This window comes from Microbacterium sp. LCT-H2 (assembly GCF_001866135.1).
Lineage (GTDB): Bacteria > Actinomycetota > Actinomycetes > Actinomycetales > Microbacteriaceae > Microbacterium.
In genome coordinates this window covers 1-13215 of the sequence record NZ_MODW01000005.1, presented here as the reverse complement: position 1 = coordinate 13215, position 13215 = coordinate 1, and the positions used below count along the sequence as shown (strand labels likewise).

At 70.3% G+C, this 13215-nt stretch carries 12 protein-coding genes and 1 other RNA gene; 9 read left to right on the top strand and 4 right to left on the bottom strand.

The window, feature by feature from the left end:
* Window positions 1-34: 34 nt before the first annotated feature.
* The 4 genes from BK819_RS12495 (at window position 35) to rnpB (ending at window position 3297) form a co-directional block, all read left to right on the top strand.
* Window positions 35-418, top strand: coding sequence for a YchJ family protein (locus BK819_RS12495; RefSeq protein WP_071329451.1), 384 nt, complete (start codon window positions 35-37; stop codon window positions 416-418).
* A 37-nt stretch (window positions 419-455) separates the two neighbouring features.
* Window positions 456-1193, top strand: a complete 738-nt coding sequence (locus BK819_RS12490; RefSeq protein WP_071329450.1) for a zinc ribbon domain-containing protein — start codon at window positions 456-458, stop codon at window positions 1191-1193.
* A 22-nt stretch (window positions 1194-1215) separates the two neighbouring features.
* Window positions 1216-2916: a bifunctional 3'-5' exonuclease/DNA polymerase gene (locus BK819_RS12485; RefSeq protein ID WP_083391783.1), complete on the top strand. Its 1701-nt coding sequence runs from the start codon at window positions 1216-1218 to the stop codon at window positions 2914-2916.
* 24 nt (window positions 2917-2940) lie between these two features.
* Window positions 2941-3297: RNase P RNA component class A (gene rnpB / locus BK819_RS12480), an RNA gene on the top strand.
* A 74-nt stretch (window positions 3298-3371) separates the two neighbouring features.
* Here rnpB and ppgK read toward each other — a convergent pair.
* Window positions 3372-4118: a polyphosphate--glucose phosphotransferase gene (gene ppgK, locus BK819_RS12475; protein ID WP_071329448.1), complete on the bottom strand. Its 747-nt coding sequence runs from the start codon at window positions 4116-4118 to the stop codon at window positions 3372-3374.
* An 81-nt stretch (window positions 4119-4199) separates the two neighbouring features.
* Between ppgK and BK819_RS12470 the strand changes: the two genes are divergently transcribed.
* The 4 genes from BK819_RS12470 to BK819_RS12455 are packed head-to-tail and all read left to right on the top strand — an operon-like array spanning window position 4200 to window position 9731.
* Window positions 4200-4439 (top strand): hypothetical protein, encoded by a 240-nt coding sequence (locus tag BK819_RS12470; RefSeq protein ID WP_025103604.1) that lies wholly within the window; start codon window positions 4200-4202, stop codon window positions 4437-4439.
* Window positions 4440-4441: 2 nt separating this feature from the next.
* The gene (gene glnA / locus BK819_RS12465; RefSeq protein WP_071329447.1) at window positions 4442-5779 is read left to right on the top strand and encodes a type I glutamate--ammonia ligase; all 1338 of its coding nucleotides are present in this window, start codon (window positions 4442-4444) and stop codon (window positions 5777-5779) included.
* A gap of 7 nt (window positions 5780-5786) precedes the next feature.
* On the top strand, window positions 5787-8762 hold the full coding sequence (locus tag BK819_RS12460; protein WP_071329446.1) for a bifunctional [glutamine synthetase] adenylyltransferase/[glutamine synthetase]-adenylyl-L-tyrosine phosphorylase: 2976 nt from the start codon (window positions 5787-5789) through the stop codon (window positions 8760-8762).
* A gap of 48 nt (window positions 8763-8810) precedes the next feature.
* Window positions 8811-9731 carry a diacylglycerol kinase family protein gene (locus tag BK819_RS12455; RefSeq protein ID WP_071329445.1) on the top strand — a complete coding sequence of 307 codons (921 nt, stop codon included), beginning with the start codon at window positions 8811-8813 and terminating at the stop codon, window positions 9729-9731.
* Here the strand turns inward: BK819_RS12455 and BK819_RS12450 are convergent, their stop codons facing one another.
* Together BK819_RS12450 and BK819_RS12445 are read right to left on the bottom strand one after the other, a co-directional pair.
* The gene (locus tag BK819_RS12450) at window positions 9732-10880 is read right to left on the bottom strand and encodes an AI-2E family transporter (RefSeq protein ID WP_071329444.1); all 1149 of its coding nucleotides are present in this window, start codon (window positions 10878-10880) and stop codon (window positions 9732-9734) included. It lies immediately after the preceding gene.
* A 103-nt stretch (window positions 10881-10983) separates the two neighbouring features.
* Window positions 10984-12354: a serine/threonine-protein kinase gene (locus tag BK819_RS12445; protein WP_071329604.1), complete on the bottom strand. Its 1371-nt coding sequence runs from the start codon at window positions 12352-12354 to the stop codon at window positions 10984-10986.
* A 136-nt stretch (window positions 12355-12490) separates the two neighbouring features.
* On the opposite strand from BK819_RS12445, the gene BK819_RS12440 reads away from it, so the two are divergent.
* A complete protein-coding gene (locus tag BK819_RS12440) occupies window positions 12491-12883 on the top strand; it encodes a VOC family protein (RefSeq protein ID WP_071329443.1) in 393 nt (130 codons plus the stop codon).
* Between the two features lie 23 nt (window positions 12884-12906).
* Here the strand turns inward: BK819_RS12440 and BK819_RS12435 are convergent.
* The coding region (locus BK819_RS12435; RefSeq protein ID WP_218138566.1) for a WXG100 family type VII secretion target at window positions 12907-13215 on the bottom strand (309 nt) is incomplete at its 5' end.

Sequence of the window (13215 nt, the reverse complement as noted above, 5' to 3'; positions counted from 1 at the left end):
TGCTGGCAGGCATGATCCTGATCGTCGCGACCTCATGACGGCGTCCTTCCGCTGCCCCTGCGCTTCGGGGGACGCCTTCGCCGCGTGCTGCGGGCCCCTCCTCGACGGCGCTCCTGCCCCGACTGCCGAGCGGCTGATGCGCTCCCGGTACACCGCGTTCGTGCGGGAGGACGGGGCGTACCTGCTCCGCACCTGGCACCCGGACACGCGACCGGAGACGATCACCTTCGAGCACGACCTGGAGTGGCGACGCCTGCTGATCGTGGATCGCGTGGCGGGCGGCCCCTTCGACACGGAGGGCGTGGTCGAGTTCGAGGCGTTCTGGCGGCAGGGCGGCACGCGCGGATCGCTGCACGAGCGCAGCCGCTTCGTCCGTGAGAACCGGACGTGGTTCTACGTGGACGGCGACATCCGGTGATGCGGCGCTCGGCCCGGCAGCGACTAGATTTGAGAGCGTGAACGCCACCCCGGAGAACCAGCGCACCCTGCTCGACATCGCGGACCTCGACCGGCGCATCGCGCAGGCGGAACGTGCCCGCACGCAGCCGAGCCAGGCGGGCCGGATCGCCGAGCTCGTCGCCATCCGTCAGGAGCAGCTCCGCGAGCTCACCGTCCTGACCGGCGCCAGGGACGACGCCCGCACCGAGCTCTCGCGGCTGGAGTCCGACGTCGCGCTGGCCGAGCAGCGGCGCGACCGCGACGCCCAGCGCCTCGCCGCGGCCACCAACCCGAAGGACGCGCAGGCTCTGGAGCACGAGCTCGCCAGCCTCGCCAGGCGTCTGAGTGACCTGGAGGATGCGGAGCTCGACGTCATGGGCCGGGTCGAGGAAGCCGACGCCGCCGTGGCCGCGCAGCAGGCGCTGCTGGATGCGACGACCGCGGAGGGGAGTGCCCTTACCGCGCAGGGCAAGGCCGACGTCGCTGCGGCGACCGAGCTCGGTGCCCAGCTGGCCCGCGACCGCGAGGCCGTCGCCGCCACCGTTCCCGCGCCGCTTCTCGCGGAGTACGATCGCCGCGCCGCGAACAGCGCCGGAGCGGCCCTCCTCACCCGCGGCACCTGCGAAGGCTGCCGCATGATGCTCCCCGGCACCGATCTCAACGAGATCCGTCGCGCGCCCGAGGACGAGGTCGTCTCGTGCCCCGAGTGCGGCTGCATCCTCGTGCGCACCGAGGAGTCGGGACTCTCTTCATGAGCGCATCCGGCCTGCACCGCCCGTGACGGCGCCGGCCTCGGGCCCGGAGCGACGCCTCGCGCTGGTCGGCCTCGGTGCGGGGGAGTACGCCGCGATCGAGCTGGACGAACACGACGAGGAGCAGCAGCGCACGCTCCTGCCCGGAGCGGAACTCGCCGACTGGGTGGCCGCGGTCGAAGCCGCCGACGCCCCGCGGTGGATCATCCGCAGCGCGGCCGAGATCTACGCGCTGCTCCTGACCGAAGGCGTGAGGATCACACGCAGCCATGATCTCGTGCTCTGCCACGCGATCCTGCGCGACACGGCCATGGTGTCCACGCCGCTGGCACCCGCCGCGGCGTGGGAGCGCCGCGACCCGGTCGACACCACCCCCTCCCTGTTCGAGGTCCTCGACGAGGAGTCCGGTGAGGACGCGATCGCCGCGGCACTCGAGCAGTACCGCGCGCAGCGGACCGTGATGGCGGAGGCGGCGGACGGGCGCCTGACGCTGCTGTGCGCCGCCGAGTCGGCCGGCGGGCTGATCGCGGAGGAGATGCGCGTCGCGGGGCTCCCGTGGGACGCCGGGGTGCACGATGCGATCCTCACCGAGACCTTGGGGGCTCGTCCCGCATCGGGCGGGCTGCCTCGACGGATGGTGGAGCGCGGCGACGAGGTGCGGGCCCTGCTCGACGACCCCACGCTGCACCTGGACAGCCAGCCGAAGTTGCTGCGGGCGCTGCACCGCGTGGGCGTGTCGGTGGAGTCGACGAGCAAGTGGGAGCTGTCCGCGCACGATCACCCCGTGATCGAACCGCTCCTCGCCTACAAGAAGCTGTCTCGACTGCTCAGCGCGAACGGCTGGACCTGGCTGTCGGAGTGGGTGCAGGACGGTCGTTTCCGCCCGGTGTACATCCCCGGGGGCGTCGTGACCGGACGGTGGGCGTCGGCCGGCGGCGGTGCCCTCCAACTGCCGCGCAACCTCCGCCCAGCGGTGCGCGCGGATCCGGGCTGGGCCCTCGTCGTGGCGGACGTCGCCCAGCTCGAACCGCGGATGCTCGCGGCCATGGCGGCCGACGAGGCGATGGCAGCCGCGGCGCGCGGCGGGGACCTCTACGCGGGGGTCGTCGCGTCGGGCGCCGTCGCGACCCGCGAGGAGGCGAAGTACGCGGTGCTTGGTGCGATGTACGGCGCCACCAGCGGCGACAGCGGGCGACTCGTTCCCCGGCTGCGGAAGGTCTATCCCCGCGCCATGGCGCTCGTCGACGACGCGGCGCGGGTGGGGGAGGACGGCGGCATCGTCTCGACCTGGCTCGGTCGCTCCTCGCCGCGTCCGTCCACGGAGTGGATGCGGCTGCAGGCCGATGCCACGGGCGCCGATGCCGCCCCCGCCGTGGTCTCCCTCGCCCGCCGCCGCGCGCGGGAGTGGGGGCGCTTCACCCGGAACTTCGTCGTCCAAGGCACCGCGGCGGAGTGGTCGCTCATCTGGCTCGCCGAGATCCGTCACCGTCTGGCACAGCTCCCCGAGGTCTTCGGTGCCGCCGAGGCATCGGGGCCGTTCGCCCGGGAGCCGCACCTGGCGTTCTTCCTGCACGACGAGGTCATCCTGCACACGCCGCAGGAGCACGCGGAAGCCGCCGCCGAGGCGGTGCGCGATGCCGCTGCCGTCGCCACCACCCGCCTGTTCGGCACCTTCCCGATCGACGTTCCGCTCGACCTGCGCATCGCGGACTCCGCAGAGAAGTGAGGCCCCGTAGACTGGAGGGGCGAATGGGTCGACTGGACGGTCGCGTGGCGGGCAACCGCACCGAGGAACGTCCGGGCTCCACAGGGCAGGGCGGTGGGTAACACCCACCCGGAGTGATCCGCGAGACAGTGCCACAGAGAGCAGACCGCCCCGCGAGGGGTAAGGGTGAAAGGGTGGTGTAAGAGACCACCGGGGGCCGTGGTGACACGGCCCGCCAGGTAAACCTCGCCCGGAGCAAGGTCAGACAGAGGATGATGACGCGGCCCGCCGAGTCCTCGGGTAGACCGCTGGAGCGGCACGGCAACGTGTCGCCGAGAGAGATGGCCGTCGAAGGGGCGAAGAACCCCGGAACAGAACCCGGCGTATAGGTCGGCCCATTCGCCTCGAACGACAAAGGCCCCGATGACTCCCGTCATCGGGGCCTTCCCCGTTGGGGCCCTGAGCCTGTCGAAGGGTCAGTCGCCGGCGAGCGAGGCAGCGCCGATGATGCCCGAGTTGTTGCGGTGGATCGCCGGGACGATCGGCGTCTTCAGATCGAGCAGGGGCAGGAAGTCGCCCGCGTTCTTCGACACACCGCCGCCGACCACGAACAGGTCGGGGCTGAACAGGAACTCGATGTGCGAGTAGAATGCCTGCAGGCGCTCGGCCCATTCCGCCCAGCTCAGGCCCTCGCGCTCGCGTGCCGAGGTGGCCGCATAGGTCTCCACGGACTCGTAATCGCGGAAGTTCAGGTGGCCGAGCTCCGTGTTCGGCAGCAGCACGCCGTCGTACAGGAACGCGGAGCCGATCCCGGTGCCGAGCGTGGTCAGCAGCGTGAAGCCGAGCACATCGCGGGCGGCTCCGTGGCGTGCCTCCGCGACGCCGGCGGCGTCGGCGTCGTTCACGAAGACGATGTTGCGGCCGAGGCCGTCGCGGAAGAAGCGCTCGGCGTCGAAGTCGATCCACTCCTTCGAGACGTTCGCCGCGGACAGGGTCTTGCCGCGCTTGACGATCGCGGGGAACGCCACGCCGAGCGGCAGGGTCGACTCGTGCACGTCGAGCGTCTTCAGGACGGTCTGCACCGCGACGAGGACGTCTTCCGGTGCCGCGCCGGCCGGAGTGGGCACGCGCACCCGATCCGAGGCCATGGTGCCGTGCTCGAGGTCGACGATTCCCGCTTTGATGCCCGTGCCGCCGATGTCGACGCCGATCGCTTTTGCCATGGCCGATAGCTTAGCGACCACGGTGCACGCCAGTAGGATCGATGACATCACCCCAACCGCTCGCGGGAAGAAGGAGCAGCCATGACCGACGGCGATCACAAGTACTGGTACAACTCCGTCACGGGCGAGGTCGAGTTCGGCATGCTGTCGCCGTCCATCGACCGCATCGGCCCGTTCGACACCGAGGCCGAGGCGCGTCGCGCCCCTGAGGTGCTCAAGGAGCGGTCGCGTGCCTGGGCAGAGGAAGAGGCCGCGGAGCAGGGCTGGGACGCGAAGCCGTCCAGCGGCTTCGGTGCGGAGAAGGGCCAGGGCGCAGAGTAGCCATGGACAAGCAGAGGGACTTCGTCCTCCGGACGATCGAGGAGCGCGGCGTCAAGTTCGTGCGCCTGTGGTTCACCGACGTGATCGGCACGCTCAAGTCCGTCGCCATCGCGCCGGCCGAGGTCGAGGGCGCCTTCGCCGAGGGCATCGGGTTCGACGGCTCCGCGATCGAGGGGCTGACCCGCACGTACGAGTCCGATCTGCTCGCCCAGCCCGACCCGACGACCTTCCAGACGCTGCCGTGGCGCGGGGAGATCGACCCGACCGCCCGCATGTTCTGCGATCTCACCACGCCCGACGGACAGCCCGCGGTGGCCGATCCCCGTCACGTGCTGAAGCGGACGCTCGCGAAGGCCGCCGATGCGGGCTTCACGTTCTACACGCACCCGGAGATCGAGTTCTACCTGCTCAAGTCGTCGTCGTTCGGCCCTGAGGGACCCGTCCCCGTCGACTCCGCCGGCTACTTCGACAACGTGCCCGGGGGCACGGCGCACGACTTCCGTCGCCGTTCGGTCCGCATGCTGGAAGACCTCGGCATCTCCGTGGAGTTCAGCCACCACGAAGGCGGGCCCGGTCAGAACGAGATCGACCTGCGCTACGCCGACGCCCTCACCACCGCGGACAACGTGATGACCTTCCGCACGGTCATCAAGGAGGTCGCGATCGAGCAGGGCGTGTACGCCACGTTCATGCCGAAGCCGCTCAGCGGCCAGCCCGGCAGCGGCATGCACACGCACATGTCGCTGTTCGAGGGTGATCAGAACGCCTTCTACGAGGAGGGCGCGAAGTACCAGCTCTCCAAGACCGGACGTCACTTCATCGCGGGTCTGCTCAAGCACGCCAACGAGATCTCCGCCGTGACGAATCAGTTCGTGAACTCGTACAAGAGGCTCTGGGGCGGCGACGAGGCTCCGAGCTTCATCACGTGGGGCCACAACAACCGCTCCGCCCTGGTCCGCGTCCCGATGTACAAGCCCAACAAGGGGCAGTCGTCGCGCGTCGAGTACCGCGCGCTCGATTCCGCGGCGAACCCCTACCTGGCCTACGCGCTCATGCTCGCCGCCGGTCTCAAGGGCATCGAGGAGGGGTACGAGCTCCCGCCGGAGGCGGAGGACAACGTCTGGGCGCTCAGCGACGCCGAGCGCCGGGCGCTGGGGTACTCCGCGCTTCCTGCCAGCCTCGACCACGCCCTGGAGTACATGGAAGCCTCCGAGCTCGTCGCGGAGACCCTGGGCGAGCAGGTGTTCAACTACGTGCTGCTCAACAAGCGCAAGGAGTGGGAGGCGTACCGCGGCCAGGTCACGCCGCTGGAGCTGAAGAACAACCTCGAGCTCCTCTGAGCGCGGCATGGCTCGCCCCGACGCCTCCGTCTCGCTCTCGGCCCTCGCCCGGCTCGGATTCGCCGAGCTGAGCGAGGCCGCGGCGGCGCTGGCGGAGCTCGAGAGCCTGCTCGGCGTGCCGCGCGCGATGCTGCTCGAGGCGGTCGTCGCCGCGGATCCGGATGCGGCGGTCCGTGGGATGCTGCGGGTCGCTCGACGAGACCCCTCCCCGTTGCGAGCGCTCGTCGGCGACGAGGAGACGCGCCGGCGCGTCTGGCGCGTCTTCGGCGCCTCCGTGGGACTGGCGGAGTTCTTCCTGCGGCATCCAGACGAGCTGGACGTGCTGGCCGCACCGATGGACGTGCTCCCCGCGGCGGACGTGTGGCGTGATCGGCTCCTCGCTGCGGTCGGAGCGCAGGATGGGTTCGCCGACTCGGCGGAGGACGGGACGATCGTCGCGCTCCGCGTCGCGTATCGGCGGAACCTCGCGGGGATCGCCGCCTTCGACCTCGGTCACCCGCGCCCCGAAGAAGTCGTCGCCGCGGTCGCCGCCTCCCTCGCGGATCTCGCCGGAGCAGCCCTCGAGGCCTCGCTCGCGATCGCCCGCACCCGCCAGGCGCCGTCCGCCGGTCGCGATGCCGTCGCTGCCACCCAGCTGGCCGTGATCGGCATGGGGAAGGCCGGCGCGCGGGAGCTCAACTACGTCAGCGACGTCGATGTGATCTTCGTCGGCGGCACCACGGACGAGGAGGTGCTGTCCGAGCCGCAGGCGATCGACATCGCCACGCGTCTGGCCAGGGACACCATGCGCCACCTCAGCGCCATCGAGGTCGAGCCGCCGCTCTGGGAGGTCGACGCGGCGCTGCGCCCGGAAGGCAAGCAGGGCGCGCTCGTGCGTTCCCTCGCCTCACACGTCGCGTACTACGACCGGTGGGCGAAGAGCTGGGAGTTCCAGGCTCTGTTGAAGGCTCGTCCGCTGGCCGGGGATCCCGACCTGGGCGCCGCCTACATCGCCGCGGTACAGCCGCGCGTGTGGTCGAGTGCCGCCAGGGAGGAGTTCGTCGAGAGCGTCCAGCGCATGCGCGAGCGGGTCATGGAGCACATCGACCCGGAGGACGCCCCGTACCAGCTCAAGCTCGGCGCGGGCGGGCTACGCGACATCGAGTTCACGGTGCAGCTCCTGCAGCTCGTCCACGGTCTCACCGACGAGTCCCTGCGCACGCGTGGCACGTTGGAGAGCCTGGACGCCCTGGTCGCCGGCGGCTACATCGGTCGGGCGGATGCGGGCACCTTCGCGGACGACTATCGGGTGCTGCGGCTCATGGAGCACCGTCTGCAGCTGCGCGACCTCAGCCGCACCCACCTCATGCCCAAGACGCCGGCCGGCCTGCGCATTCTGGCGCGCAGCACGAAGCTGGCGGACACGGGGGAGGGCGTCTGGGCGCGGTGGGAGAGCGTCCGTCGCGAGGTGCGCGACATCCATACCCGCCTCTTCTACCGCCCGCTGCTGAGCGCCGTGGCCGGACTGCCCGAGGAGGAGCGCACCCTCTCCGCGGAGCAGGCACACGACCGGCTCGCCGCGATCGGGTTCCGCGACCCGGCAGGAGCGCTGCGGCATATCGGCGCGCTGACACGCGGGCTGAGTCGCAAGGCGACGATCCAGCGGCATCTCATGCCCGTCATGGTGCGCTGGTTCGCGGACGGCAGCGACCCCGACTACGGTCTCCTCGCGTTCCGCCGCATCAGCGAACGGCTGGGGGACACCTCGTGGTTCCTGCGCATGCTGCGGGACTCGTCCGGCGCCGCGGAGAGCCTCACCCGGCTGCTGTCGTCTTCGCGGTACATCGGCGAGCTGCTGGAGTGGATCCCGGAGTCGGTGGCGTGGCTGGACAGCGCCGAGCGGCTGCGTCCGCGGAGCGCGCAGGCGCTCGACGACGAGGCCCGAGCGATCCAGACGCGCCATGAGACGGTCGCCGATGCGCTGCGAGCCGTGCGGGCCCTGCGGCGTCGCGAGCTCCTGCGCACCGCGATGGCGGCCGTCCTCGACGTCGTCACCATCGAGGAGGTGGCCACCGCGCTCACCGACATCACGGATGCGACGATCCAGGCCGGCCTCCGCGCCGTCCTCCGCGAGGTCGTGCCGCCCGAGGACGCAGCGCTCGACTTCGCGGTCATCGGCATGGGGAGGTTCGGCGGTGCCGAGCTCGGCTTCGGGTCCGATGCCGACGTCTTGTACGTGTACGACGCGAACGGCGTGGACCCGGGCCGAGCAGAGAAGCTCGCGACGCGGATCGTGGCGGGACTCCGTGAACACCTCACCGATCATCGCTTGCCTCTCGACCTCGACGCGGGTCTGCGGCCGGAGGGGCGCAACGGTCCGATCGTGCGGTCGCTCGACGCCTACGCGGCCTACTACCGCCGCTGGTCGCTGTCGTGGGAGGCCCAGGCGCTGCTGCGGGCGCGCGGTGTCGCCGGGAGCACGAAGCTCATCGGGCGGTTCATGGAGCTCGCGGACAGCATCCGGTATCCCGAGACGGTCGACCTCCAGGGTCTCCGGGAGATCAAGCGGATCAAGGCGCGCGTGGAGGGGGAGCGGCTGCCGCAGGGCACGGACCCGCGTCGTCATCTCAAGCTCGGGCCGGGGACACTCAGCGACGTGGAGTGGCTCGTGCAGCTCCTCCAGCTTCAGCACGCGACCGACGTGCCGGGCCTCCGCACGACATCCACGCTGCGGGCGCTGGACGCCACGGTCGAGGCCGGGCTCGTCGAGGAGGACGACGCCGAGCGCTTGCGGGCGGCCTGGCTGCTGTCGAGCCGTCTCCGTTCGGGCATCACCCTGCTCACGGGGCAGACGAGCGACGTCCTGCCTGCCGACCGCCGTCAGCTGGATGCCCTGGCCCGTTTGCTGGGCTATCCGCCCCGGTCGGCGACACCACTCGAGGAGGACTACCTGGCGGTCACGCGGCGCGCGCGACGGACCTTCGAGCAGCTCTTCTACGGCTAGACGGCCGTTCGAGTTGCACGATCGTCCTCCGTCGCTCAGAGTGAGCGTATGACCTCTCCTCGCATCGGCGTGATCTGGAACCCGACGAAGTCCGACCGGGATGTCCTCGAGGAGGCCATCACCCTCGCGTTCGGCGAGGAAGCCGATGTGCGCTGGGGGGAGACCACCCCGGACGACCCCGGTCGCGGCGTCGCCGCGAAGGTCGTGGAGGAAGGCTGCGCTCTCGTCATCGCGGTCGGCGGCGACGGCACGATCCGCGCCGTCGCCGAAGCTCTGGTCGGCACCGATGTCGCCCTCGGGATCGTGCCGCAGGGCACCGGCAATCTCCTGGCGCGCAACCTCGGCGTGCCGCTCGAGGGCGTGCTGCCGGCGCTCGAGCACATCCGCGACTCGGAGCCCCACCGCATCGACCTCGGCTGGGTGGAGTTCGACGGCGAGGAGCACGCCTTCTCCGTCATGGTCGGCTTCGGGGTCGATGCGCAGATGCTCGTGGAGACCAACGACGACCTCAAGGATCGCGCCGGCTGGCTCGCGTACGTGGAGGCGATGGGGCGAGCACTCGCCGGTACCGAGATGACGGACATCACGCTGCAGCTCGACGACCACGAGCCGGAGGAGGTGCGCGGGCACACGCTGCTCGTCGGCAACTGCGGCATGCTCCAGGGCGGCATCCGGCTGCTTCCGGACGCCGTCCTCGACGACGGCCTCCTCGACATGCTGCTCATCAGCTCCGACGGCGCGCTGCAGTGGCTCGACACCGTCCGTTCGGTCGTCTGGGACAACGGCATCCGTCGCATGATCGGGAACGTCGATCAGGCGGTCAGCACGGACTCGACCACGCACGTCTCGGCAGAGCGGATCCGCGTACAGCTCGCCGCGCCGCAGATGTTCGAGATCGACGGCGAGGAGATCGGCGAGATCGACGCCTTCACCGTCCGTGTGCAGCCGGGAGCCGTGCTCGTCCGCTGATCAGGCGACGGTCACCGCGGGCGGCGTCTTCTTCCTGTCCTGATTGGGGAAGACGACCTTCTGCACGATGATGATGATGCTCGCGGCCACCGGAATGGCGACGAGCGCCCCCAGGATCCCGCCGAGCGCGCCGCCGGCCACGGCGGCGATGACGACCAGCGCGCCCGGGACGTCGACGGCCTTGTTCATGATCCGCGGAGAGAGCACGTACGCCTCGATCTGCATGTAGATCAGGTAGTAGATGATCGCGATCAGCGCGGTCGTCGGCGAGACGAACAGGCAGATGAGCGAGATGACGATCGACGCCGAAAGCGTGCCGACGAGCGGGATCATCGAGCCGATGAAGGCGATCAGTGCGAGCAGCGCCGGCACCGGCGCTCCGATGATGGTCAGGAAGATGAGGCTCAGGATGCCGTTGGTGAGCGCGAGACTCGCCTGACCGATGACGTAGCGACCGACGGCACTCGAGACGTCCTCCAGGAGCTCGCCGAACGTGTCGCGCTGGTACGCCGGGACGAACCGGGCAGCCACCCGCTTCATGCTGCGCAGCGACGCCATGAAGTACAGCGTGAGGATGACCACGATCGTGATGCCTGTCAGGCCGCCGGCGATCCCGGCGCCGACGGCGAAGACACCGCCGCCGATGTCGAGGAAGTTGTCCGGGTTCTGCACGAAGCCGAGCACGCCATCCACTGCGTCCTTGATCGTGCCGCCGAACTGTCCGCTGACGTCCTGGAACCAGGCGCTGTTCGTGAAGTCCTTGATCATCTTCGGACCGTCTTTGATCAGGTTCCCGATCTGCTCCACGAGGGTGGGGACGATGGCGAGGATGATCCCGGCGAAGGCGAGGAGGACGCCGATCACGACCACGGCGACCGCCGCCGGGCGGGGGAGCTTGCGCTCGATGAACCGCACGATCGGATCGAGGCCGAGCGCCAGGAAGAGCGCGACGCCGATGTAGACCAGCACGGTGGCGAGCTGGCCGACGATGCCGCCGATCATGAGCGCGACGAGCACCCCGAGGGCACCGAGGAGACCGAACATGAACGGGTTTGCCCTGGCGCCGGCGACCACGCTCGACGGCGACCGTCGCTGTGCGGACACGCTGGGTGCCGGATCCGGCGGTGCGATCAACTTCCTGCGACGCATGGTCCCCTCCCTCTGCCGATACTCGACACTCGATCATCCTCCACGCGGTCCCGTGCGCTGCTCAGCGACACCCGCCGGCTCGGCGGGCGTCAGGTGCGTCGAGTCAGTGGCTGCTGCTGCCCTTGCCGCTGTTGCCCTTGCCGTTGTCGCCGTCGCGACCTGGGCTCTTGCCTCGGTTCTCCTGCGCTTGCGGGGCGGCGTTCTCGGGCAATCTCGTATCCGGCACCGACTCGGTGACCGACGACGCCGGGGCCACCGGGGTGGCGGCCACCGGCTCGACGGCGATGGTCTCCGTCGGCCCCGAGTCGACGACGGTGTCCGCGGGAGCCGGCTCGACCGGCACGAGGTCCTCGACGATCCTCGACGCGCCGTCGGAGACAGCACCCGAACTGGCGAGGGCCTGCTCGCCGTGTCCGACCAGTGCTGCGGAGGCCGTGGTCACCGCGCCGAGCACGACCACCGCGGCGATGAGCAGGGACTCGCGACGACGACGGGTGCGCCGAACCGGGGATGCCGCGGGGTGCGCCGAGGCGGCGCGACGACGGGCGCGAGCTTCGGCGCGGGTCCGGGGGAGGGCTCCTGCCGTCGGCGCAGCAAGCGGCACGGTGAGGTCCGTGGTCGCCTCTTCGGTCGAAGGGCGGTCGATCAGACGGCGCAGTTCGCTCTCGACCTCCAGAGCGTGCGGTCGTGCGTCGGGGTCGATCGCCGTCATCGCGCCGAGCAGTGCGGCCCACTCCGATCCCAGCTCTGCGGGGATCTCCGGCGCGACGTGGAGACGGGCGAGGGCGGATTCGACGCTGACGGTGGGGGCGAAGCCGGGCTTGCCGGTGAGGGCCTCCAACAGGACAAGTCCGAGCGCGTAGATGTCGACCGCGGGACGGATATCACCGTTCCGCAGCTGCTCGGGCGCCATGTAGGTCAGCGTCCCGAGGACGATGCCAGGGGTGGTGACACGGGACATGTCGATGGCGCAGGCGATCCCGAAGTCGGCAAGCTTCGCGCTCCAGCGGCCGTTCGTGTCGAGGGGCGGCGTGAGGAGGACATTCGAGGGCTTGATGTCGCGGTGCACGATGCCGGCGCTATGCACGGCGTGGAGTGCGGAGGCGATGTCCGCCCCGATCGTGGCGATCTCGCGCGGAGTGACCGTTGCGCGGGCCATGCGCTTGCTCAGAGTCGGTCCGGGGACGTATTCCATCACGAGGTACTTCGGTCGTCCGGGATCGAGGTGCGCGTCGAGGAGCGTGACGAGGCCCGGGTGGTTGAGGCCCGCGAGGAGCGCCTTCTCCGAATGCACGCGCTCCACGGACAGCACGGCATCGTCGGACTCGCGGAACATCTTCACCGCGACGGTGCGTTCGAGCGCGATGTCCTCCGCGCGGTACACGGTCGCCATCCCGCCCATGCCGACGGCCTCCGCCAGACGATAGCGGCCGTCCAGAAGCGCGGCGGTGGGCGGGGCTTCCTGGGTGATCACGGCGTCCTCCACTGGCGGGACCGGGTATCCCGACGATGTCTTCACCGTATCCGCGCAGAGAAAACACTGCGTTGGGGTTGACGTGGAGCCCGACACCTGCAACGGCGGATCCACGGGGAGCTGAGAGACTGGACGGATGGCAGGGATTCACCACGTGGAGGTCTGGGTCGCCGACCTCGTGTCGTCGCGAGCGGAGTGGGGGTGGCTGCTCGGTGCGGTGGGTTTCGTCCGCGCCAGCGCGTGGCCCGAGGGCGAGTCCTGGGAGGCGGGTGGCGCGTATGTCACCCTCACGACATCCCCGAACCTCAGCGGCAGTGAACACGATCGTCGCGCCCCTGGCGTGAACCACCTCGCGTTTGCGGCAGGCGCGCCGAGCCGAGTGGACGCGATCATCGCGGCGGCACCCGAGCACGGCTGGCGGCCTTTGTACGCGGAGCGCTACCCGCACGCCGGTGGGCCGGATCACTACGCCGGATGGCTGGAGAACTCCGCGGGGTTCAAGGCCGAGATCGTCGCCGACGAGCCCTGACGCGGGCCATGCCCAAAGCACCCTTACCGCCAGAGGCGGGCGGCGGTGCTGGCGGTCTCCCTGGAGATGGCGTTGGCGGTGATGAGTCGTCGGTTGGCTTCGGCGAGGGCGGCCTTCATACGGCGGATGGCGGTGTCCCAGTCGTGGTGGGCGCGGTCGTATGCCGCCTGCGCCTCACCGGACCATGAGGATCGAAGTCGAGCGGCCTCCGCGTCGAGGGTGTCGAGCTGCTCCTGGAACTGCCGGACGGTGAGGGCGAGACGCGCAACCGTGTCGCTAATGGCGTCGTGGTGGACCGCTATTCTCATCGCTCCTCCGACAGCTCCTGGCTG

Coding starts and splice junctions, on each gene's coding strand:
- BK819_RS12450 (WP_071329444.1), bottom strand. CDS start 10,880: ATGCGTCGCAGGAAGTTGATCGCACCGCCGGATCCGGCACCCAGCGTG.
- BK819_RS12470 (WP_025103604.1), top strand. CDS start 4,200: ATGACCGACGGCGATCACAAGTACTGGTACAACTCCGTCACGGGCGAG.
- BK819_RS12460 (WP_071329446.1), top strand. CDS start 5,787: ATGGCTCGCCCCGACGCCTCCGTCTCGCTCTCGGCCCTCGCCCGGCTC.
- BK819_RS12440 (WP_071329443.1), top strand. CDS start 12,491: ATGGCAGGGATTCACCACGTGGAGGTCTGGGTCGCCGACCTCGTGTCG.
- ppgK (WP_071329448.1), bottom strand. CDS start 4,118: ATGGCAAAAGCGATCGGCGTCGACATCGGCGGCACGGGCATCAAAGCG.
- BK819_RS12455 (WP_071329445.1), top strand. CDS start 8,811: ATGACCTCTCCTCGCATCGGCGTGATCTGGAACCCGACGAAGTCCGAC.
- BK819_RS12495 (WP_071329451.1), top strand. CDS start 35: ATGACGGCGTCCTTCCGCTGCCCCTGCGCTTCGGGGGACGCCTTCGCC.
- glnA (WP_071329447.1), top strand. CDS start 4,442: ATGGACAAGCAGAGGGACTTCGTCCTCCGGACGATCGAGGAGCGCGGC.